This window comes from Micromonospora sp. DT44, assembly GCF_049841635.1.
Classification (GTDB): Bacteria; Actinomycetota; Actinomycetes; order Mycobacteriales; family Micromonosporaceae; genus Micromonospora.
The window spans coordinates 1-20,574 of sequence record NZ_JBNCKS010000086.1; the positions used below are offsets into that span (position 1 = coordinate 1).

General features: G+C 71.1%; 17 protein-coding genes. 12 read left to right on the top strand and 5 right to left on the bottom strand.

The window, feature by feature from the left end:
- Both ACLQ25_RS30625 and ACLQ25_RS30630 read left to right on the top strand, forming a co-directional pair.
- A partial coding sequence (locus ACLQ25_RS30625; RefSeq protein WP_425734215.1) for a hypothetical protein occupies positions 1 to 381 on the top strand: 381 nt, incomplete at its 5' end.
- Positions 382 to 485: 104 nt separating this feature from the next.
- Complete coding sequence (locus tag ACLQ25_RS30630; protein ID WP_425734216.1) at positions 486 to 1,184, top strand: DUF4352 domain-containing protein; 699 nt, start codon at positions 486 to 488, stop codon at positions 1,182 to 1,184.
- A gap of 354 nt (positions 1,185 to 1,538) precedes the next feature.
- Here the strand turns inward: ACLQ25_RS30630 and ACLQ25_RS30635 are convergent, their stop codons facing one another.
- Together ACLQ25_RS30635 and ACLQ25_RS30640 are read right to left on the bottom strand one after the other, a co-directional pair.
- Positions 1,539 to 1,733 (bottom strand): DUF397 domain-containing protein, encoded by a 195-nt coding sequence (locus tag ACLQ25_RS30635; protein WP_425734217.1) that lies wholly within the window; start codon positions 1,731 to 1,733, stop codon positions 1,539 to 1,541.
- On the bottom strand, positions 1,726 to 2,610 hold the full coding sequence (locus ACLQ25_RS30640) for a helix-turn-helix domain-containing protein (protein ID WP_425734218.1): 885 nt from the start codon (positions 2,608 to 2,610) through the stop codon (positions 1,726 to 1,728). The genes ACLQ25_RS30635 and ACLQ25_RS30640 overlap by 8 nt, the downstream gene beginning before the upstream one ends.
- 242 nt (positions 2,611 to 2,852) lie before the next feature.
- On the opposite strand from ACLQ25_RS30640, the gene ACLQ25_RS30645 reads away from it, so the two are divergent.
- Together ACLQ25_RS30645 and ACLQ25_RS30650 are read left to right on the top strand one after the other, a co-directional pair.
- Complete coding sequence (locus ACLQ25_RS30645) at positions 2,853 to 3,104, top strand: hypothetical protein (protein WP_425734219.1); 252 nt, start codon at positions 2,853 to 2,855, stop codon at positions 3,102 to 3,104.
- Positions 3,105 to 3,806: 702 nt separating this feature from the next.
- The gene (locus ACLQ25_RS30650; protein ID WP_425734220.1) at positions 3,807 to 5,126 is read left to right on the top strand and encodes a hypothetical protein; all 1,320 of its coding nucleotides are present in this window, start codon (positions 3,807 to 3,809) and stop codon (positions 5,124 to 5,126) included.
- A gap of 112 nt (positions 5,127 to 5,238) precedes the next feature.
- Here ACLQ25_RS30650 and ilvD read toward each other — a convergent pair whose 3' ends face one another.
- Positions 5,239 to 7,086: a dihydroxy-acid dehydratase gene (ilvD, locus tag ACLQ25_RS30655; protein ID WP_425734221.1), complete on the bottom strand. Its 1,848-nt coding sequence runs from the start codon at positions 7,084 to 7,086 to the stop codon at positions 5,239 to 5,241.
- Positions 7,087 to 7,216: 130 nt separating this feature from the next.
- Between ilvD and ACLQ25_RS30660 the strand changes: the two genes are divergently transcribed.
- The 5 genes from ACLQ25_RS30660 to serA all read left to right on the top strand — a co-directional run bounded on the left by ACLQ25_RS30660 (position 7,217) and on the right by serA (position 15,266).
- The gene (locus ACLQ25_RS30660) at positions 7,217 to 9,571 is read left to right on the top strand and encodes a putative bifunctional diguanylate cyclase/phosphodiesterase (protein WP_425734231.1); all 2,355 of its coding nucleotides are present in this window, start codon (positions 7,217 to 7,219) and stop codon (positions 9,569 to 9,571) included.
- A gap of 188 nt (positions 9,572 to 9,759) precedes the next feature.
- Positions 9,760 to 11,640 carry an acetolactate synthase large subunit gene (locus tag ACLQ25_RS30665; protein ID WP_425734222.1) on the top strand — a complete coding sequence of 627 codons (1,881 nt, stop codon included), beginning with the start codon at positions 9,760 to 9,762 and terminating at the stop codon, positions 11,638 to 11,640.
- Between the two features lie 2 nt (positions 11,641 to 11,642).
- Positions 11,643 to 12,158: an acetolactate synthase small subunit gene (gene ilvN / locus ACLQ25_RS30670; protein WP_425734223.1), complete on the top strand. Its 516-nt coding sequence runs from the start codon at positions 11,643 to 11,645 to the stop codon at positions 12,156 to 12,158.
- A 56-nt stretch (positions 12,159 to 12,214) separates the two neighbouring features.
- The gene (gene ilvC / locus ACLQ25_RS30675; protein WP_425734224.1) at positions 12,215 to 13,228 is read left to right on the top strand and encodes a ketol-acid reductoisomerase; all 1,014 of its coding nucleotides are present in this window, start codon (positions 12,215 to 12,217) and stop codon (positions 13,226 to 13,228) included.
- A 439-nt stretch (positions 13,229 to 13,667) separates the two neighbouring features.
- On the top strand, positions 13,668 to 15,266 hold the full coding sequence (gene serA, locus ACLQ25_RS30680) for a phosphoglycerate dehydrogenase (protein WP_425734225.1): 1,599 nt from the start codon (positions 13,668 to 13,670) through the stop codon (positions 15,264 to 15,266).
- Positions 15,267 to 15,378: 112 nt separating this feature from the next.
- Here serA and ACLQ25_RS30685 read toward each other — a convergent pair whose 3' ends face one another.
- Complete coding sequence (locus tag ACLQ25_RS30685) at positions 15,379 to 15,735, bottom strand: hypothetical protein (RefSeq protein WP_425734226.1); 357 nt, start codon at positions 15,733 to 15,735, stop codon at positions 15,379 to 15,381.
- Between the two features lie 436 nt (positions 15,736 to 16,171).
- Here ACLQ25_RS30685 and ACLQ25_RS30690 point away from each other — a divergent pair, with 436 nt between their 5' ends.
- Positions 16,172 to 17,116 carry a hypothetical protein gene (locus tag ACLQ25_RS30690; protein ID WP_425734227.1) on the top strand — a complete coding sequence of 315 codons (945 nt, stop codon included), beginning with the start codon at positions 16,172 to 16,174 and terminating at the stop codon, positions 17,114 to 17,116.
- 5 nt (positions 17,117 to 17,121) lie between these two features.
- On the opposite strand, the gene ACLQ25_RS30695 is transcribed toward ACLQ25_RS30690, so the two are convergent.
- A complete protein-coding gene (locus ACLQ25_RS30695; protein WP_425734228.1) occupies positions 17,122 to 17,964 on the bottom strand; it encodes an FAD:protein FMN transferase in 843 nt (280 codons plus the stop codon).
- 225 nt (positions 17,965 to 18,189) lie between these two features.
- On the opposite strand from ACLQ25_RS30695, the gene ACLQ25_RS30700 reads away from it, so the two are divergent.
- Both ACLQ25_RS30700 and ACLQ25_RS30705 read left to right on the top strand, forming a co-directional pair.
- Positions 18,190 to 19,221, top strand: coding sequence for a 3-isopropylmalate dehydrogenase (locus ACLQ25_RS30700; RefSeq protein WP_425734229.1), 1,032 nt, complete (start codon positions 18,190 to 18,192; stop codon positions 19,219 to 19,221).
- Between the two features lie 163 nt (positions 19,222 to 19,384).
- Complete coding sequence (locus ACLQ25_RS30705) at positions 19,385 to 20,482, top strand: branched-chain amino acid aminotransferase (RefSeq protein ID WP_425734230.1); 1,098 nt, start codon at positions 19,385 to 19,387, stop codon at positions 20,480 to 20,482.
- The last annotated feature ends 92 nt before the right edge of the window (positions 20,483 to 20,574 follow it).

Below are 20,574 nucleotides of genomic sequence, written 5' to 3' on the forward strand. Positions count from 1 at the left end.
CCAGCCCACGGCAGGTCGGCGACATCGTCCGCGCCGCTCTCCACCTCACCCATTTCGAATACCGATACCTACCGGATCCTTGTTGAGATCACGTCAATGCGCTGGCATCTAGCCGAAAAGCGCATGGTTCAATCAGGCGAAGTGGCTAGCTGGCGGATATCTGACAGTCGGCGGATCGAGTGGCAGACCGATCTCACGGCAGCCCTTCAATTGTCTGAAGGTGCGATACTCTGGTCGTCGAAATGGTTGTTTCAAGAGCTGCTTGTCGTGGCGGGTTCGCCCGCAAGGAGGAATCTCCTAGGGTCCTGCTGTGGCATCGTGCAAAGCCATTCCCTATTGCACGCCAGCGCCGATCAGGACCCGGGAGAAACTACTCGATGACGGCCCCCAACGAGCCCACTCAGAACCAACCCCCCTACGGCCACCAGCCGCCACCGACAGGCGCTCAATTCCCGCCGCCGCGTGGCGGGGAGCTCCCTCCGGCGATGCCCGGCCAGTTTCCGTCTCCCAGTGCCGCGCCCAAGAAGCGCGCCTCGTGGCTGCTGCCCACCCTCATCGGTGTCGGCGCGTTCGTGGTGCTGTGTTGCGGCGGCGGACTGGCGGTGAGCCTTTCCGGCGGCGAGGGGAAGAAGAATGATGCGGCGGCCGTCAGCAGTGGCGCTCCTGCCAATGCGAGCAGCGCTACCTCCACAAATGCGTCACCGCCCGCAGAGAATCTTGCGGCGCCCACACCTGCCGAGGCGACCAGCACCAGGGCTCCCGGGCCGGCCAAGCCGAAGGCCCCCGGCCTTGGGGACAAGGTTCGCGGCGGTGACTTCGAGTTCACCGTCAAGAGTGTGAAGTGTGGGATTTCTCAGGTGGGCAGCGAATTCCTCAACACGAAGGCGCAAGGCACCTTCTGCAGGGTTAGCGTGACGGTCAAGAATGTCACCAAGAAGGCGCACACGTTCCACGCCGATGGCACTCTTACCGCTCAGGACGGCACTGGTCGGGAATACGAGGTCGACGGGGAGGCCGGGATATACGGCAACAATGACGGGCAGGGCTTTCTCGATGAGATCAATCCGGGTAACTCGACGACTGTGAACGTCTTCTTCGACGTTCCGAAGGGCACCAAGCTCAAGACGATCACCCTTGATGCCGGCCTGTTCACTCTCGCGGAAGACGCCGTCGTGGTTCTGTGACCGCTCGTCATGGCTGAACGGTGAGGTCAATCATGTTGGTCTTCCCTGTTCGCAGCCGTGATGCCTGCGGCGGTGCGGCTCGTCCCGATTAGAGCAGTGCCGGGCGGTCGGTACGTCGTGCTTCCTGCTTGCGGGGGACTCCCATCGGGGAGATCCGCGCACCATCAGGGTTGTTGTTGTCTCACGCGTGCCCCAGGCAGCAACAACAGGAAAGTTGCTCGGACCTTGGTGCATCGAGGTGCCGGCGGTCGGGGTGTTGGGTTGGTTCCCGCTTCCCGAGGCGACGGTTGTTCGCGCGGCTTTCGAGTTCGGTCGGTGGGTGTCCCGGCGGCGGCTGGGACACCCACCGGAGCCTCAGTGGAAGATGGCGGTCGTCTGGACGAAGGTGGCCCAGGCGGCCGGAGCGAAGGTGAGGGCTGGGCCGTACGGGTCCTTGCTGTCGCGTACGGCGACGACGCCGGGCAGGTTGTCGGCGACTTCGACACACTCGCCGCCGTTGCCCGCGCTGCGGGTGCTCTTGCGCCAAGTAGCGCGCGTCAGGTCAACCATGGTGAACCTCCCCGATGATCTTATTGATCAGTTGGAACGATTGTCCCTCATCGAGAGCCAGTGACAGCAGGCTCGACCAGACCTTCTCGTAGGTCGCGAACTCGTGGGTCCGGTCGAGGTAGAGGGCACCGGTGATCGCCTCGCTGTAGACCAACGGAGGCTCGGAGGTCGTTCGATTCCCGAGCGGAAAGTCAAGGAGCACGAACTCGCCCGCAACAGTGCCGTGATGCGGCCCTGCGGTCAGCGGCAACACGCGAACCGACACGTTCGGCAAGCGAGACAGCCGTAGCAAGTTGCGGAGCTGCCCGGCCATGGTCTCGGCGTCACCAACCGGCCGGAGTAGCACCGATTCGCAGAGCACCACCTGCACCTGCGGAGCCCGGGGCAGGCGACGGGTCAGCAGGGACTGCCGTTGCAGGCGAAGCTCGACTGCCCGCTCCCGGTCGTCGTCGCTCATGTCCGGTTGGTCGATGCGGTAGATCCCGAGCGCGTAGTCGCGGCTCTGAAGGATGCCCGGCACGAGACTGTTCTTGTAGAAGCGGAGCTTCGACGCGGCGGATTCGAGCCCCACGTAAAGCTCGAACCATTCGGGGACGGCGTCGCCGTACGCGTGCCACCAGCCCTTCGCTTTCGTCTCGCCTGCCAGGGAAGTAAGCGCTCGGGTCAGCTCACCCGTCGCCCCGTACAGCTCGCACATCGCTCGGACGTCGACGCCGCGCACCGAGCCGAGCCCGCTCTCAATGCGCCACACCTTCTGGCGGCTGCACTCCAGCGCTTCGGCGACCGCGTCGAGGGTCGCCCCCGCCTCGGTGCGCAGGTCACGTAGCGTCCTGCCAAGCTGGCGTCGGGGCACCGTCGAGCCCATGTCATCGGCCACCCGGCTCTCCTTCCTGTTGAGTTTTGCAACATCCCGGTGGTCAGTCTGCAACAGGGAAATGTTGCGCACAAATAGCGGAACAGTGTGAGTGGAAATTCATTGCGATGGTGCTTTCGACCTTACAAGATTGGTCCGACAACGGCGATCGACGCGCAATTCCCACGCCGCCGAACGTCGAACAATTACGAGGAAGGGTGGTGCTGCCTCGTGCGCGCATTTTCCCGTCATCTGGCGGCCCGCCGGTGAGCGCCCGTTGGGTGGCGCACCTGCCGTTTACCGCCGCCGACTTCCCGGCCGCCCAGTATTTCGCCGGCACCCTGGCCCGTTCGTTGAGCTTCCTGTCCGAGGTGGACCCGGGGGAGACGACCGTGTCCGTCGAGGACGCCCAGGGCGTACGCCATCGGGTGTTCTGCGACCTGCCGCTCGACGGTGGCCGACGGTGCGTGCGGCGCGTCGAGCACGACGGTGACTGCGCGGCGCGGTGGTGTCGGTGAGCGCCGCGCCCGTCGTCGTGTGCCCGGACTGCGACGGGGCGATCTTCATGCTGGAACCGTGCCACTGCACCACCTACGGCGACCGGTTCCTCGTCGACGGCGAGGGGCTCGGGCCGCGCCGGGAGGCGTACCGGAACTGCGAGCAGTGTCGCGGCGCGGGCAGCGTCGCGTACCCGTGTCATCGCTGCGGGCGGCGCGGCCGGCGGCGGGCGCAGCTCGTGGTCACTGTCGCCAACTTGGACACCGGCGCGGTCGCGTCCCACCAGGTCGTGCCCGGCGGCCTCAACCCCCGCCGCGACCCGGCGGGTGCGTGGGTGGTCGACCTGGCCGATCGGGTACGCGACCTCGCCGCCGACGTCGGCGCAATCGTGGACGACACCGACGTGGCGCCGCTGTGGCTGACCCCGGAATGGCGACCCGAGCTGCCGGTCGAGCGGCGGCACGAGCTGGAGGCCGAGGCCATCCTGCGGGCGGATCATGCGCCCTGGCGGTTGGTGCTGGGCCGGTCCGTTGCCGCGCTCACGGTCGACCCGCCCGCCCGGTTGGCCCAGCTCTGCGCGCTGGCCGACCTGCTGCTGCTCGACCTGGTCGTCGAAGCGCGCCGGCATGGTGGGGGTTTGGGCTGGGGACATCCGGTGCGAGGTGCCCGGCAGCCCGGTGCCGGCCGGTACGGCCGGCTGGTACCTCAGCCTGGAGGAGGCCTTGAGTCACACCGACGTGGCCGGCGCGCTGACCGGCCTTGCCGCACGTGGCCTGGCCGCGCCCGCCCGGAGGCTGCGACCCGACTCGCCGCGCCCGCCCGGCGTCACCGCCGCCGACGTCAACCAGCTCGAACGCCGGGTCCTCACCGACTGCGTTGACCCGAGCAGCGGCGACGACTTGCCCGGCGCGCAGGCCATCTGGCGGGACGGCCGGTGGTGGCACAGCAGCCTGCGCCTCGGCGAGCCGGAGGAGGTACTCGCGGAGCAGCCCACCGGTCAGGTGGTCCGCCGCGTGCGGGTGCCGCTGACCCGTGGGTACGAGCCACCGGCTCCGTCCTGGCTGGGGGAACCCGTCGACTGGCGGCCCTGCCCCGACTGCCGCACCGGCAGTCGGCTGCGCGTCTGCGACTGCCGGCTCGGTGGGCGCACCGCCCAGCCCGACTGCCCGCACTGCTGCGGCGCTGGCCTGCGCCCCTCCGCGTTCCCCTGCTTCACCTGCGGCGGCACCCACCGTCTCCATCGCACGGCGCTGGTCACCCTCACCGACCTGCGGCACCGCGTGGTGCACCTGGCCTGGGACGCCGGCATGCCCGAGGTCGCCCCGCTGGTCGCCACCCAACCCGCCGGCAAGCCGGTGGTGCAGCTCCCCGAGCGTTACCGGCTCGGCGCGTGGGCAGCCGCCCTCGGCGGGCGACCCGAGGACCTCGCCGACGCCGACGGCGGCCACGCCATCGGCAAGAACCTGCGCGACGGGTATGTAACGCTGCCCTGGGCCGGTGCCGATCCGGTCGGGGAGTACGTGCGCGACGCCGGGCGGGGCGGGGCCGCCGGCCGACTGATCGTGACGGTGGCCCCTCCCGAAGCGTCGCCGCTGTCCGAGCTGGTACGGCTCGCCCTGGGCCTCGACCTGGCCCTCGTGGTGAGCGTGTGCGACGACCGACACAACGGAAGCGACCCGCTGCTGGCCGACGGGCTGAGCTGGTCGGTCGAGATCGCGCCCTGGGACGCGCCCGTCCGCCCCGACGCCTTTCCCTGTCGGCCGAGCCTGGTGGCCGCGCTCGCCTGGTGCGCGGAGTGCCTGACCGACGCCGTCGCCGGGGCTGTTCCGCCGGACCCGACGACGCCGATCCCGGTGCCCTGCTCGGGGCCGCGTGACGTCGCCGACCCCGAGCAGGAGCTTCTGCGCCTGGCCGCCAAGCACGCCGGGCAGGTGGTCACCGTGCGCTTCACCCGCGCCGGCTGCGCCGTACATCGACACGACGACGACGGCGTACGCCTCATCGCCGAAGCTCGCGACCTGCGCGACTTCTCGACAGATTGAGTTGGGCAGGTGATCGACACGAGATCGCCGATGTCGTGGCATCCCGTCGACAGGGACACCCCGACATCGGCGAAGTCGAGTTGATCAAGCGGCCGAGCGGCCGAGCCGCGGCTTACTCGGGGACGCGGCGGTAGGCGCCGTCGCTGGCCGAGGTGGCCATCGAGGCGTACGCGCGCAGCGCCGCCGACACCGGACGCTGGCGATCCGTCGGGGTGTACGGCTTGTCGCGCTTCTCCTCGGCCACCCGTCGTGCCTCCAGCTCGTCCTCCGGCACGTTCAGCTCGATCGACCGGGCCGGGATGTCGATGACGATCTCGTCGCCCTCGCGGACCAGGGCGATCAACCCGCCGGAGGCGGCCTCGGGGGAGGCGTGCCCGATGGAGAGGCCGGACGTGCCGCCGGAGAAACGGCCGTCGGTGAGCAGCGCGCAGGACCGGCCCAGCCCGCGACCCTTGAGGAACGAGGTGGGGTAGAGCATCTCCTGCATGCCCGGACCGCCCTTGGGGCCCTCGTAGCGGATCACCACGACGTCCCCGGCGACGACCTCCTTGGCGAGGATCGCGGTGACGGCGTCGTCCTGCGACTCGTACACCTTCGCCGGGCCGCGGAACGTCAGGCAGTCGTCCGGCACGCCAGCGGTCTTCACGACGGAGCCCTCCGGGGCCAGGTTGCCGTGCAGGATGGCCAGGCCGCCGTCCTCGGAGTACGCGTGCTCGCGGTCGCGGATGCAGCCCTCGGCGGCGTCGGTGTCGAGCGTCGACCAGCGGTTGGTGGTGGAGAAGGGTTCCACCGTACGCACCCCGCCCGGCGCGGCGTGGAACAGCTCGACCGCCTCGGGCGTCGGAGAGCCACTACGCACGTCCCAGTCGGTCAGCCACTGGGCCAGCGAGGGGGAGTGCACGGCGTGCACGTCCCGGTTGAGCTGGCCGGCCCGATCCAGCTCACCGAGGATCGCGGGGATGCCACCGGCGCGGTGCACGTCCTCCATGTGGTACTTCGGGGAGTTCGGAGCCACCTTCGCCAGGCAGGGCACCCGCCGGGAGATGGCGTCGATGTCGGCGACGCCGAAGTCGAGTTCCGCCTCGCGGGCGGCCGCGAGCAGGTGCAGCACGGTGTTGGTGGAGCCGCCCATGGCGACGTCGAGGGCGACGGCGTTCTCGAAGGCGGCCTTGGATGCGACGGTGCGGGGAAGCACGGACTCGTCGTCGCCGTCGTACCACCGCTTGGCGATGTCGACGACGGTCCGGCCGGCGTCGACGAACAGCGACCGGCGCGCGGCGTGGGTGGCGAGGGTCGAACCGTTGCCGGGGAGCGCGAGCCCGATGGCCTCGGTGAGGCAGTTCATCGAGTTGGCGGTGAACATGCCGGAGCAGGAGCCGCAGGTGGGGCAGGCGGAGCGCTCGATCTCGCCGAGTTGCGCGTCGGTGACCGCCTCGTTGGAGGACGCGATCATCGCGTCGATCAGGTCGATCTTGCTGTGCACGATGTCCTCGATCGCCGTCGTCTTGCCGGCCTCCATCGGGCCGCCGGAGACGAAGACGGTCGGGATGTTGAGGCGCAGCGCGGCCAGCAGCATGCCCGGGGTGATCTTGTCGCAGTTCGAGATGCAGACCAGGGCGTCCGCGCAGTGCGCGTTGACCATGTACTCCACCGCGTCGGCGATCAGCTCGCGGCTGGGCAGGGAGTAGAGCATGCCGCCGTGCCCCATCGCGATGCCGTCGTCGACCGCGATCGTGTTGAACTCCCGACCGACGCCGCCGGCCTCGGCCACCGCGTCCGCGACCAGGCCACCCATGTCCTTGAGGTGTACGTGACCCGGCACGAACTGGGTGAAACTGTTGGCGATGGCGACGATCGGCTTGCCGAAGTCGTCGTCGGTCATCCCGGTGGCCCGCCAGAGGGCCCGGGCGCCGGCCATCGTCCGACCGTGTGTGGACGTCCTCGATCGCAGCTCAGGCATGCGTACCAGCATGACACCGCCGCCGCGCGGGACCCCGCGGTAGAGGGCCCGTGTCCCAACAGATGCACATCCGGTCTCCCGCGACGTGCGCTCATCCGGCACTCTTGATGTCGTGCATCTCCCCCCGGGCATGGTCGCCGTCGCGGCGCTGAGCGGGCTGGTCGCGGCCGTGGCCACCGCGCTGCTCACCATGGTCGCCGGGCAGCGGACCGGGCCGCGTCGACCGGCGCACGTGCTGCTCGCGGGCGCCGCCGGGGTCTCCCTGGTCAGCCTGCTGGCCGGGGTGGTGGCGGTGCTGTCGGCGAGCGACCACTGGGCACACGAGCAGGGACAGCGGACCGGATGGGCCACCGCCACGGCGATCGGAATGGCGCTGGCCGGGCTGGCCTTCGCGGCCGGTCTGCTCCGGCTGCCGGGCGTCGCGGCCACCGCCGCGGGGACCGCCCGGCTCGCGCTGGACGGCGTCACCGTGGCGGCGGCGCTGTGGTTCGTCGGCTGGGTGCTCTTCTCCGAGCCGACCCGGCTGCTCGGCGCCGCCACCCCGATGGCCTGCCCGGCGATCCTGGTGACGACGGTGAGCGCCGCGCTCGGGGCCGGCCTCGCCGTGATCGTCGTCTTTCGGGCCGCCGCCCCGCGTCGCCGGCTGGCCGTGCTCGCGACCGGCCTCACCGCGGTGAGCTGCGGCGGGCTGGGCCTCAGCGCGGGGCTCTGCCAGTCCGGGCCGACCATGGCGCTCACCGGCGCGGCGCTGCTCTCGGCCGGCCTGCTGGCCGTCGCGCTCGAGGTGCGCCGGGCCGATCAGCCGGGGGAGGTCGCGCTGGACCTCATCGGTCGGGACGGTGAGTACGCCCTCGCCCCGATGCTGGCGATGGCGGCCTCGGCGATGTACCACCTGCTCCAGGACGGCCGCTTCACCGCGCCGGGCATCCTCGCCGGCAGCGTGGAGGGCTTCGCCCTGGTGGCGCGGCAGTACCTCACCCTCAAGGACGTCCGGGACTACGCCGGCCGCCTGGTCGAGCGGGAGGCGCACTTCCGTGAGCTGGCGCACACCGATCCGTTGACGTCGCTGGCCAACCGGCGCGGGCTGCTGCGGGCGCTGCACGACGGTGCGGCGGCCCGCACGCCGTGCGTCCTGCTCGGTCTGGACCTGGACGGCTTCAAGAACGTCAACGACATGCGCGGCCACGACGTGGGTGACGCGGTGCTGGCCGAGGTGGGCCGTCGGCTGCGCGGCAACCTGCGTCCGGGCGACGTGGCGGCCCGGCTCGGCGGCGACGAGTTCGCCGTGCTCATGCCGGCCCGGCCCGCCGAGGCGGACCGGGTGGCCGAGCGGCTGCTCGGGGTGCTGAACCGCCCGTACGACCAGCCGGAGGGCCCGGTCTTCCTGTCCGTGAGCATCGGCGTGGCCGGGTGGGCCGCCGAGCCGGACGTGGAGTTGCTGCTGCGCCACGCCGACCTGGCGCTGCGCTACGCCAAGCAACGCGGCAAGAACCGGATCGAGCGCTACGACGCGGCGTACGACCAGTTGCTGCGCCGCCGCACCACCGTGGAGCACGAGCTGCGGGGCGCGATCGACCGCGACGAGCTGCGGCTCGCCTTCCAGCCGGTGGCGTCGCTGCCGTCGGTCCGGCCGGTCGGGGCCGAGGCGCTGCTCCGCTGGCACCACCCCGAGCTGGGTAACGTCCGCCCGGACGAGTTCATCCCCCTCGCCGAGGAGTGCGGGATGATCTCCACGCTCGGCGCCTGGGTGCTGCACCAGGCCTGCTACCAGCTCTCCCGCTGGCTGGCCGACGGGCACGACGTGTGGGTCTCGGTGAACGTCTCGCCGCGCGAGCTGCACGCCCCGGAGTATGTGGTCCAGGTCGCCGAGGCCCTGCGTGCCCACCACGTACCGCCGCAGCGGTTGGTGCTGGAGGTCACCGAGCACGCGGTCGCCACCGATCTGGACGAGCTGATCCGGCGGTTGACCGCGCTGCGGCTGACCGGCGTACGGATCGCGCTGGACGACTTCGGCGCCGGGTACTCGTCCCTGGGGCAGCTACGCCGGCTCCCCATCGACATCCTGAAGATCGACCACAGCCTGGTGGCCGAGCACGAGCCGGTCCGCCCGGTGGGCAAGGACGGCCCGGCGTTCGCGCCCATGGTCGACATCGTCATGCGGCTGGGCCACCAGCTGGGCATGGAGGTCATCGCCGAGGGCGTCACCACGCCGACGGAGCTGGCCGCGGTGGTCGCCGCGGGCTGCCGGTTCGGTCAGGGAGCGCTGTTCGGCTGGGGGGTGCCCGCGGAGCACCTGGAGGCGATGCTGGAGGCGGCCACCTCGCCGGGCGCGCGGCCCGGTCCGGTGCCCGTCCAGCGCCGCGCGCCTAGCGGGTCCGGGCAGGTCATGCCCCCTGGCGGCGGCGCGGCGTCGGCCGACGCGCCGCCGTCCGTTAACCAACATGTGGGATCAGTTGACTCATCGCGTGAGATGCGTCAGGCTTAGCCGCATGTCGTCGTACCGGTCGCTGCGAGTACTTATCTGAGCGCACTCTCCTCCGTTGAGAGTGCGCTGGCCCCGTGCATCTGCACGAGGGCCGTTTTTATTGCCGTCGGAACCTGTCGCGACGGGCCCAAGCCCACGTCGCACCGCTGAACAAGCCCCAGCCACTCCAGCCGAAGGCCAGAACCACCATGACGAGACCAACGCCCGAGACCCTCGCCCACACCGCCCGGCGGGCCCGCGCGACCGCCGACCCGGCCGGCGCCGCCGACCCCGCCACCCGCGCCGCGGCCACGCCGGCAGTCCCGGCCGTACGGACATCCGCCCCGGCTGAGGTCTCCGGCGCCGGCTCGCTGGTGCGGTCCCTCGAGGCGCTCGACGTCGACGTCGTCTTCGGCATCCCGGGCGGCGCGATCCTGCCGGCGTACGACCCGCTCTACGACTCCACCGTCCGGCACATCCTGGTCCGCCACGAGCAGGGCGCCGGTCACGCGGCGACCGGGTACGCGCAGGCCACCGGCAAGGTCGGCGTCTGCATCGCCACCTCCGGCCCGGGCGCGACCAACCTGGTGACGCCGATTGCCGACGCGTACATGGACTCGGTCGCAATGGTGGCGATCACCGGCCAGGTGGCCAGCCCGTCGATCGGCACCGACGCCTTCCAGGAGGCGGACATCCAGGGCATCACGCTGCCGATCACCAAGCACAACTTCCTCGTGCAGACCGCCGAGGAGATCCCGCGGGTGCTGGCCGAGGCGTTCCACCTGGCCAGCACCGGCCGGCCCGGCCCGGTGCTGGTCGACATCCCCAAGGATGTGCTCCAGGCGTCGACCACCTTCACCTGGCCGCCCACGCTCGACCTGCCCGGCTACCGGCCCACCCTGCACCCGCACGGCAAGCAGATCCGCGAGGCGGCCCGGTTGCTGGCGGGTGCCCGGCGGCCGGTGCTCTACGTGGGCGGCGGCGTGCTCAAGGCCGGCGCCACCGAGGGGCTGCGTCGGCTCGCCGACCTGACCGGCATCCCGGTCATCACCACGCTGATGGCGCTCGGCGCGTTCCCCGACTCGCACCCGCAGCACCTGGGCATGCCCGGCATGCACGGCACCGTCGCCGCCGTGTACGGCCTCCAGAAGGCCGATCTGATCGTCGCGCTGGGCGCGCGGTTCGACGACCGGGTCACCGGCAAGCTCGACTCGTTCGCTCCGGACGCGGCGGTCGTGCACGCCGACATCGACCCCGCCGAGATCGGCAAGAACCGGCACGCGGACGTTCCGATCGTCGGTGACGCCAAGCACGTCATCGACGAGCTGATCGCGGCGGTCACCGTCGAACGTGCGGCGGGGCGCGTCACCGACCTGGGCGACTGGTGGACCCAGCTCGACGATCTGCGTAACCGTTATCCGCTGGGCTACGACGAGTCGCCCGACGGCACGCTCTCCCCGCAGTACGTGATCAAGCGGTTGGGGGAGATCGTCGGCCCCGACACGATCTTCGTGGCCGGTGTGGGGCAGCACCAGATGTGGGCGTCGCAGTTCATCTCCTACGAGAAGCCGTACACCTGGTTGAACTCCGGCGGCCTCGGCACCATGGGCTACGCGGTGCCGGCGGCCATGGGCGCGAAGGTCGGCAAGCCGGACACGGTGGTGTGGGCGATCGACGGTGACGGTTGCTTCCAGATGACCAACCAGGAGTTGGCGACCTGCGCGCTGGAGGGCATCCCGATCAAGATCGCCGTCATCAACAACGGCAACCTCGGCATGGTCCGGCAGTGGCAGACGCTCTTCTACAACGAGCGCTACTCCAACACCGAGCTGGGCACGCACAAGCACCGCATCCCCGACTTCGTCAAGCTCGCCGAGGCGCTGGGCTGCGTCGGGCTGCGCTGCGAGACCGCCGAGGACGTGGACAAGACCATCGCCGCCGCCATGGAGATCAACGACGCCCCGGTGGTGATCGACTTCGTGGTCGGCAAGGACGCCATGGTCTGGCCGATGGTCGCTGCCGGCACCAGTAACGACGAGATCATGTTCGCCCGCGGCGTCCGCCCGGTCTTCGACGAGGATGACATCTGATCATGACTATGCACACTCTGTCCGTGCTCGTGGAGAACAAGCCGGGCGTTCTCGCCCGGGTGTCCGGCCTGTTCTCCCGCCGCGGCTTCAACATCGACAGCCTCGCCGTCGGCGAGACCGAGAACCCGGACGTCTCCCGGATCACCATCGTGGTGAACGCGGACTCGTCCCCGCTGGAGCAGGTCACCAAGCAGCTCAACAAGCTGGTCAACGTACTCAAGATCGTTGAGTTGGACCCGCAGGTCTCGGTCGCCCGGGAGTTGCTGCTGGTGAAGGTCCGCGCCGACCGGGCCGCCCGGTCCCAGGTGCTGGAGACCGTCAACCTGTTCCGGGCCCGGGTGGTGGACGTCGCACCGGACACGCTGACCATCGAGGCCACCGGCACGCCGGACAAGCTCGACGCGCTGCTGCGCGATCTCGAGTCCTTCGGCATCAAGGAAATGGTCCAGTCCGGGCTGGTGGCCATCGGGCGCGGCTCGCGTTCGATCACCGCCGGTCCCGCGCTGCGGGCCGCCTGACCCATCCGCAAAGACCACGACGGGCACTCAGGCCGTCGTACGAAAGGGAAGTTCTCATGAGCGTTGAGGTGTACTACGACGACGATGCCGACCTCGGCCTGATCCAGGCCAAGAAGGTCGCGGTGATCGGCTACGGCAGCCAGGGTCACGCCCACGCGCTGTCGCTGCGTGACTCCGGCGTCGACGTGGTGATCGGTCTGCCGGAGGGCTCGAAGAGCCGTCCCAAGGCCGAGGAGCAGGGCCTTCGGGTGCTCACGCCGGCCGAGGCCTCGGCCGAGGCGGACGTGATCATGGTGCTTGCGCCGGACACCGCCCAGCGCAAGATCTATGCCGAGTCGATCGAGCCGCACCTGGCTCCCGGCAAGGCGATCTTCTTTGGCCACGGTTTCAACATCCGGTACGGCCTGATCAAGCCGCCGGCCGAGGTGGACGTGGCGATGGTTGCCCCCAAGGGCCCCGGCCACCTGGTGCGGCGCCAGTACGTCGACGGCAAGGGTGTGCCCTGTCTGGTCGCCGTCGAGCAGGACGCCACCGGCACCGCGTTCGCCCTCGCCCTCGCGTACGCCAAGGGGATCGGCGGCACCCGGGCCGGCGCGATCAAGACCACCTTCACCGAGGAGACCGAGACCGACCTCTTCGGCGAGCAGGCGGTGCTCTGCGGCGGTGCCTCGGCGCTGGTGCAGACCGGTTTCGAGGTGCTCACCGAGGCGGGTTACGCCCCGGAGGTCGCCTACTTCGAGTGCCTGCACGAGCTGAAGCTGATCGTCGACCTCATGTACGAGGGCGGCATCGCGAAGATGCGGTACAGCATCTCGGACACCGCCGAGTACGGCGACCTCTCCCGGGGCTCGCGCATCATCGACTCGCGGGTCAAGGATGAGATGCGCAAGATCCTGGGCGAGATCCAGTCCGGCGAGTTCGCCCGCGAGTGGGTCGCCGAGGACGAGGCCGGTCGGCCGAACTTCACCAAGTGGCAGGCCGAGGGTGCGGCGCACCCGATCGAGGAGACCGGCAAGAAGCTGCGCGGCATGATGAGCTGGGTCGATCGCCCGATCACCGAAACCGCCTGACCCACCCCGAAAAAACGGTTCCCCAGCCCCGGGCCGCGCTCTCCCCAGCGCGCGCCCGGGGCCACGCCCTGCCCGCCCCCGCGCCCTGCCCGCCCCCTGCCCGCCCCCTGCCCTCGTCGATCTTGCACTTTCGGATGGCGATTTGTGGGGGTTGGCCCCGTACGTCGCAGCAGAAAGTGCAAGATCGCGGGGGTAGAGGGGCGAGGGCTGGGGCGGGGTGGGTGGGGTTTCGGGGCGGTGAACGGTTGATGTCGGTCGCTTGTCCGGGCGTGTGAGGGCACTCACCCCACAGACCGGAACACGCCGGCCAGCGCGGCCCCTACGATCGCGGGTAGGTGCGCTGAGCCGGCACCTGACGGCCACGGCACGGATCAGCACGGGGTGCAGTGCGGCGCCCCGCCACCCGCGCCGATCGCAAACACGACCTCTACGAGGACCGATGAATCCTGTCGTACTGATCGCCGAAGAACTCGCCCCCGCCGCCATCGAGGTGCTCGCCCACGACTTCGACGTCCGTCACGTCGACGGCACCGACCGTCCGGCCCTGCTCTCGGCGCTCTCCGAGGCCGACGCCGTCATCGTGCGCAGCGCGACCCAGATCGACGCCGAGGCGATCGCCGCCGCACCGCGGCTCAAGGTGGTCGCCCGCGCGGGCGTCGGGCTCGACAACGTCGAGGTGCCGGCGGCCACCGCGCGGGGCGTCATGGTCGTCAACGCACCCACCTCGAACATCGTCTCCGCCGCCGAGCAGGCCGTCGCACTGCTGCTCGCCGTCGCCCGCAACACCGCCAGCGCCAGCGCGGCGCTCAAGGCGGGCGAGTGGAAGCGGTCCAAGTACACGGGCGTCGAGGTGCAGGGCAAGACCGTCGGTGTGGTCGGGCTCGGCCGCATCGGGGTGCTCTTCGCGCAGCGCATCGCCGCGTTCGGCACCCGGCTGATCGCGTACGACCCGTACATCCAGCCGGCTCGGGCGGCGCAGCTCGGCGTACGGCTGGTCGGGCTTGAGGAGTTGCTGCGCGAGAGCGACTTCATCTCGATCCACCTCCCGAAGACCCCGGAGACGGTCGGTCTGATCGGCGAGAAGGAACTGGCGCTCGTCAAGCCCAGCGTCCGCATCGTGAACGCCGCCCGCGGTGGCCTGGTCGACGAGCAGGCGCTCGCCGACGCCATCGCCGAGGGGCGGGTCGCCGGCGCCGGCGTCGACGTGTACTCCAAGGAGCCCTGCACCTCCTCGCCGCTGTTCGCCTTCGACAACGTGGTGGCCACGCCGCACCTGGGCGCCTCGACCCACGAGGCGCAGGACAAGGCCGGTCTGGCGGTTGCCAAGAGCGTGAAGCTGGCACTGCAGGGCGAGTTCGTGCCGGACGCCGTCAACGTCCAGGCCGGCGGCGTGGTCGCCGAGGACGTCCGCCCGCTGCTGCCGCTGGCCGAGAAGCTGGGCCGTGCCTTCACCGCCGTCGCCGGTGGGGTCGCGGCCAGCGTCACCGTCGAGGTTCGCGGCGAGGTCGTCGGCCACGACGTGTCGGTGCTCAAGCTGGCCGCGACGAAGGGCCTGTTCAGCTCGGTGGTCGAGGACCAGGTCACCTACGTCAACGCCCCGCACCTGGCCGCCGAGCGCGGCGTCGAGGTCACTCTGGACAGTCAGGTCGAGACCGCCGACCAGCCTCTCCTGGTCACGGTGCGCGGTGCCCTGCCGGATGGCCGGGCGGTGAGCGTCTCCGGGACGGTCACCCACGCGGGCAGCCGCGACGTCCCGCGGCTGACCGAAGTGGACGGCTTCGACGTGGAGATCGCCGCGGAGGGCATCCTGCTGTTCCTGCGGTACGCGGACCGCCCGGGCGTCGTCGGCACCGTCGGTACGCTGCTCGGCGAGTCGGGCATCAACATCGCCGCGATGCAGGTGGCCCGGCGCGAGGCGGGCGGCGAGACGCTGATGACCCTCACCGTCGACCAGGCCCTCGGCGCTGATCTGCTGACCTCTGCGGCCGACTCGATCGGCGCGACCGCCGCCAGCGCGGCCGACCTGCGCGACGAGTAGGAAGCGCCGGCCACGCGACAGGTGGCGGCGCGGACGGCAGCACCACGGGGGGCCCGGCGACAGCGCCGGGCCCCTTCGTCGTACGCCGGGAGGTGTTCCGCCCCGGGAGCGGTCAGTTCGGCAACCGGACCGGGGGCGGGTAGACCGAACCGTCCTGGGGGTCGAAGAGCATCAGCCCGTGCTCGCCGGCCAGCCGCTCGATGTCGAGCAGCACCTGGTCCGGGCAGGTCGGGTGCAGGTTCAGCTCGACGTGATCGTGGGCGGCGTGCAGCGGCGCGACCGCCCAGGGGCTGTCCGGGCCGGGGTGACGGTCCGGATAGGACGCGGTGATCGCCCGGTAGAAGCCGACGACGCGCGGGTCCGGGTATCGGTCCACGTGCCGCCCCTGCCGGCAACCCTCGACCGCTGCCCGCACGTCCTCGGGCGTCGCCCCGTCCTCCAGGGCCCACACACTCAGATCGAAACTCACGGCGGACAGCGTGCCATCCGTCGTTCACCATGTCGAAACTGCCTCGCCGCAGGCCAATCGCCGAGCCCGTGCGGGTGGCGTCCGAAGGCGTCCGCTGTGGAGACTCTTGCGTCGAGTTGCGTCGATTCGCTAGCGTACGACTGCGGTTACTGGCCGCCAGGCCGTGGCGCCGGCCCGTCTTCGGGTGGCGCGGCCGACGTCCGGCCCGACCGGTCCCGCACCCCTCGATTGTGCGAGCCACGCGCACTCGTCGCTGATCGGCCCCCACAGCCGTTGCCGAGGCCGTGGGGGCCGATCGCAATCCAGGCGCTCTGCGGGTCACCCCTTCTGACGTGCGACCCGGCTATGATCGGCCGCCGTGACAAGCGCCCAGTTGTCGAATGGCGATGGCCGCCGGGTCGCCCGGCTGCGGCGACCTGCGCCGCCACGACGAGCGGTGGGGTCGACACGGCTCCTCGCGGCCCTGGTGGCGGTGCTCGTGCTGGCCGGCTGTTCGCCCGATCCGACCGACTCGCCCCCTTCGCGCGACTCGTCGTCGGCTCCGGGGACCGCCGAGCCGCGGTCGACGAGTGGGCTGGGCCCGGCCAAGGGCCGGCAACCCGGCACGGTCAGCGCGGACGAGGCCCAACGCCGGCGTTTCGCGGCGGCGGCCACCCTCCTGAAGAGCAAACCGGGGGTGCTCGGAATCCTGGTACGGGACCGGCGCACCGGCACTTCCTGGCGGGCGGGGACCACCGACCATCCGATCTGGACGGCCTCCACCATCAAACTCGCGATGGTCGTCGGGCTGCTGGAGCGCTCCCGGGCGGGCGAGATCACGCTCGACAGCGCCGCGCGTCGACAGATCGCCGACATGCTGAACTTCTCCTCCGACGACGCGGCCACCGCTCTGTGGAACCGCTACGGTCGTGACGGACAGCTCAAACGCTTCCAGCAGCGCTACGGCATGACCGGGCTGACCACCGTCGCCGGCTACGCGCGCTTCTGGGGTCACCTCAAGTGCACGGCTGAGGATCTGCAGCGGTTGATGTCGTACGTGCTGGACGACCTCGACCCGACCGACCGGGCCTACATCGTCGGGGCGATGCGTTCGGTCGGCTCGGTCCAGCGTTGGGGTGTCTGGGCGGCCGGCAGCGACAAGCACCCCGGCACCAAGGACGGCTGGTCGATCGAGCCGGACCCGGGCGGGGAGCACTGGGTCACCAACACCGTGGGATTCGCCGGCGACGACCAGCGCTACGTCGTCGCCGTCATGTACCAACTGCCACCCGGCAAGGGGATCGATGTGGGGGTGCACGCGGTGAGCGATCTGGTCGCCACCGTCTTCGGGGCACGGACCCCGGCACGGGTGACCGTGCCGGACCCCAGCACCGGGCGCTAGGTCGCTCAGCGTCGGTGGGCGAAGAGCGCCCGGTACTCGGAGCCACCCCGGAACCAGGCCAGGCCGGTGGGGCCAGCGGCGTAGAGCGCGGTCGCGTACGCGTCGGCGACCGTCAGGTCCGGGCCGACGACGGTCGCGGCGACGAGGTGGTTGGCCGGCTCGCCGGTGTGCGGGTCGACGACGTGTCCCTGCCGTCCGGACACCCCGGAGGTGCCGACCGCTCCCGAGGTCATCTCCAGCATCAGTGGCGCGCGGTCCGGCGCCGTCGGGTGGTGTATCGCGACCCGCCACGGTCCGCCGTGCGGCGCGCGGCCCCGGACCACGAGGTCGGCGCCGGCGAGTACGGCGTAGTCGTGCACGCCCGCCGCGCGCAGCCGGGCGGCGACGCGTTCCACTGCCCAGCCGCCCAGTAGGCCGCCCGGGTCGAAGCCGCCGGGGACCGCCCAGGCGTCGAACCAGCCGTCGGTGGCGGCGCGCATCGCCGCACAGCGGTCCACCAGGTCGGCCAGCGGGGCGTACGAGTCGGGGCTGATCTCGCCCCGACGCAGCCTGGAGACCAGGCTCTCCGGGCGGTTCGGGCCGTAGGTCAGGTCGATTGCGCGCAGTTCGGCGACGCTGTCCCGCAACGCCTCGCCGACGCCCCGGCGGCCGAGCCTTTCCGGGGCGTTGAGCAGCAGGGTGTACTCCGCCGTGGCGGTGCGGACGGTGTGCTGCACGGCGATGCGGCCGTGGGTGGCGGCGGCCGGGTCGAACCGGCGACGGCGGCTGCCGAGGCGGAGGTCGGGCCGGCGGTGCCGGAACGTCGACAGGTCCGGCCAGCGGGTCCGCGGCTGCTCGTCGATGCGCATGGCGCCTGCCCCCTCGCAGTTGACGTCGCGTCGTCACGACCACCGTTCGCGGGCCCCCTGACCCGCTGTCCCTTACCGTAGGCAGCGCACATGATCGCTACATGAATCCCAGCTGAGAGGCTGCTGTGCATCCTCTCGTCTCAGATGTTGGAAGCTTCGTACCGGGAGTCGGGACGGCGACGTACCGTTTGCCGGACAGGGCAATCGAGCGTGGGGAGAGCGGGCGTGACGCGGATCGCGGTGGTGGCCGGGGACGGCATCGGGCCCGAGGTGGTCGCGCAGGCTCGCAAGGTCCTCGACGCGGTGCTCCCCGGTGTGCAGGCCACCGAGTACGACCTCGGCGCCGCCCGCTGGCACCGTACCGGAGAGGTCCTGCCCGACTCGGTGCTCACCGAGTTGGCCGGGCACGACGCGATCCTGCTCGGCGCGGTGGGCGACCCCACGGTGCCGCCGGGTGTCCTGGAGCGCGGCCTGCTGCTCAAGCTCCGGTTCGCCTTCGACCAGTACGTCAACCTGCGCCCCTCGCGGCTCTGGCCCGGCGTCGCCGGTCCGCTGGGCAACGTGAAGCCGGGCGAGGTCGACCTGGTGGTGGTCCGCGAGGGCACCGAAGGGCTGTACGCCGGCGCGGGCGGGACGTTGCACCGCGACACGCCCGCCGAGGTCGCCACGGAGGAGAGCCTCAACACCCGGCACGGCGTGGAGCGGGTGATTCGCGACGCGTTCGCGCGGGCCGGTCGTCGGGAGCGGCGCAAGGTCACGCTGGTGCACAAGACCAACGTGCTGACCCACGCCGGGTCGCTGTGGTCGCGCGCCTTCGCGGCGGTCGCCGCCGAGCACCCGGACGTCGCCACGGAATACCAGCACGTCGACGCGGCCGCGATGTTCCTGGTGACCCAGCCGCAGCGCTACGACGTGGTGGTCACCGACAACCTCTTCGGCGACATTCTCACCGACATCGCCGCCGCCGTCACCGGCGGAATCGGGCTGGCCGCCAGTGGCTGCATCAACCCCGAGGGCGCGTACCCCTCGATGTTCGAGCCGGTTCACGGCTCGGCGCCGGACATCGCCGGGCAGGGCGTCGCGGACCCGGTGGCCGCGGTGCTCTCCGTGGCGCTGCTGCTGGAGCAGCTCGGGCACGCCGAGGCGGCAGCCCGGGTCGACGCGGCGGTCGCCGCCGAGCTGGCCGGCCGCACCCCGGGCGTGACGCTGCGCACCGCCGAGGTCGGCGACCGGCTCGCCGCCCACGCCGTAGCCTGACCGCCCCGGGCCGTATCGCGGCCGGGGCGGTCTTCGCCTGTCCGGGCGGTCCACCCGGTCCCGAGCGGCGCTACCTTCTGAACGGTCGTTCGGGGTAAGTTTCTAGCACAGCCATGTCGGTGTGCGATCCCGCATGCCGTTGTCCCGCAGGGAGGTCAGCGCGATGAGCGGTGGTGACAAGCTCGACTTCGAGATCCGTCCGAATCCCACGCCGGTATCCGCCGCCGACCGGGCTGCCCTGCTGGCCAACCCCGGATTCGGCCGCGTCTTCACCGACCACATGGTCACGATCCGCTACGCGGAGGGCAAGGGCTGGTACGACGCCCGGGTGGAGGCGCGGGCGCCGATCCCGATGGACCCGGCCAGCGCGGTGCTGCACTACGCGCAGGAGATCTTCGAAGGGCTGAAGGCCTACCGGACGGCCGACGGTGGCGTGACGATGTTCCGGCCGGACGCCAACGCCGACCGCTTCGTCGACTCGGCGAAGCGGATGGCGATGCCGGAGTTGCCGCCCGAGGTGTTCGTCGACTCGCTGCACAAGCTCATCGAGATCGACCGGGAGTGGATCCCGACCGGCGAGGACGGCAGTCTCTACCTGCGGCCGTTCATGTTCGCCAGCGAGGTCTTCCTCGGCGTCCGTCCGGCCAACGAGTACCTGTACATGGTGATCGCCTCGCCGGTCGGCGCGTACTTCACCGGTGGCGTCAAGCCGGTCACGGTCTGGGTCTCGCCGGACTACACCCGGGCGGCGCCCGGCGGCACCGGCGCGGCCAAGTGCGGCGGCAACTACGCCACGTCGCTGGCGGCCCAGGCGGAGGCCATTGAGGCCGGCTGCGACCAGGTGGTCTTCCTCGACGCCGTGGAGCGCCGCTTCGTCGACGAGTTGGGCGGCATGAACGTCTTCTTCGTCTACGAGGACGACACGGTGGTCACCCCGCCGCTGACCGGCACGATCCTGCCGGGCATCACCCGCGACGCGATCATCACGCTGGCCGGCAAGGCGGGGCACCAGGTGCAGGAGCGGCCGGTCTCGTTCGCCGACTGGCAGGCCGACGCGGCCAGCGGCCGGCTGCGCGAGGTCTTCGCCTGCGGCACCGCCGCGGTGATCACCCCGATCGGCGGGGTGCGCTTCCCCGACGGCGAGTTCCTGGTCGGTGGCGGCGAGCCCGGCCGGGTCACCATGTCGCTGCGTCAGCAGTTGGTCGACATCCAGCGCGGCAAGGCCGCCGACCCGCACGGTTGGGTGCACCAGGTCTTCTGACGTCCGTCGGGCGGCCCCCGGGGGGGCCCCGGCCCAACACCACCACCCGCGGGAACGGGGGGGGGGCGGGGGCCCCGGGGGGGGGGGGGGGG

Coding starts and splice junctions, on each gene's coding strand:
- ACLQ25_RS30660 (WP_425734231.1), top strand. CDS start 7,217: ATGGTCGCCGTCGCGGCGCTGAGCGGGCTGGTCGCGGCCGTGGCCACC.
- serA (WP_425734225.1), top strand. CDS start 13,668: ATGAATCCTGTCGTACTGATCGCCGAAGAACTCGCCCCCGCCGCCATC.
- ilvC (WP_425734224.1), top strand. CDS start 12,215: ATGAGCGTTGAGGTGTACTACGACGACGATGCCGACCTCGGCCTGATC.
- ACLQ25_RS30705 (WP_425734230.1), top strand. CDS start 19,385: ATGAGCGGTGGTGACAAGCTCGACTTCGAGATCCGTCCGAATCCCACG.
- ilvD (WP_425734221.1), bottom strand. CDS start 7,086: ATGCCTGAGCTGCGATCGAGGACGTCCACACACGGTCGGACGATGGCC.
- ilvN (WP_425734223.1), top strand. CDS start 11,643: ATGACTATGCACACTCTGTCCGTGCTCGTGGAGAACAAGCCGGGCGTT.
- ACLQ25_RS30630 (WP_425734216.1), top strand. CDS start 486: ATGCCCGGCCAGTTTCCGTCTCCCAGTGCCGCGCCCAAGAAGCGCGCC.
- ACLQ25_RS30635 (WP_425734217.1), bottom strand. CDS start 1,733: ATGGTTGACCTGACGCGCGCTACTTGGCGCAAGAGCACCCGCAGCGCG.
- ACLQ25_RS30665 (WP_425734222.1), top strand. CDS start 9,760: ATGACGAGACCAACGCCCGAGACCCTCGCCCACACCGCCCGGCGGGCC.
- ACLQ25_RS30695 (WP_425734228.1), bottom strand. CDS start 17,964: ATGCGCATCGACGAGCAGCCGCGGACCCGCTGGCCGGACCTGTCGACG.